This is a genomic window from Rhodoplanes sp. SY1, from assembly GCF_046000175.1.
Lineage (GTDB): Bacteria > Pseudomonadota > Alphaproteobacteria > Rhizobiales > Xanthobacteraceae > Rhodoplanes.
Genome location: NZ_JBEOMB010000460.1, coordinates 1 through 609 on the forward strand (window position 1 = coordinate 1; position 609 = coordinate 609).

Below are 609 nucleotides of genomic sequence, written 5' to 3' on the forward strand. Positions count from 1 at the left end.
CACCGCTATCTCGACGACGATCCGACCGCCACCCACCAGGACGACTACCAGATCCTGGTGACGGTCACCGAGCAGGTCGACGACGGCGCCGATCCGACCTCGACCACGCGGGCGACGCTGACGATCGAGAACGTCGCGCCCGTGCTGGTCGACCTCACCATCGACGAGACCGCGATCGACGAGAACGACGTGATCACGATCGCGGGGCGGGTGACTGACATCGGCACGCTCGACACGCACGTGGTCGAGATCGACTGGGGCGACGGCACCGGCTCGGTCGCCGTCGTCGATCACGCGCACCCGCACCTTCACGGCGAGCCACGTCTACGAGGACACGACGGCGCCGAACAACATGGTCGATCGCTACACCGTCACGGCGCGGGTGGCCGACGAGCGCGGCGCCGCCGACACGAAGACGACTGACATCACGGTGCGCAATGTCGGGCCGGAGGCCGGCGGCCTGGTCCTCGACGGCGTGCCGGCGCGGCAGCCCGCCGACGGCAGCGGCTACGCGCCCTCGACCGTGACCATCGACGAGAACGGCATCGTGACCGTCGAGGGGACCTTCACGGATCCGGGCCTCGCCGACATGCACACCGTGACGATCGC

At 69.5% G+C, this 609-nt stretch carries 2 protein-coding genes; both read left to right on the forward strand.

Features of this window, described 5'->3' with window-relative positions; genetic code table 11:
• Positions 1-423 (forward strand): hypothetical protein (locus tag ABTU92_RS30350; RefSeq protein WP_408095243.1); only part of this gene is annotated, 423 nt, incomplete at its 5' end.
• Positions 353-609: hypothetical protein (locus ABTU92_RS30355; protein WP_408095244.1), on the forward strand; the 257-nt coding region annotated here is incomplete at its 3' end. The genes ABTU92_RS30350 and ABTU92_RS30355, both read left to right, overlap by 71 nt.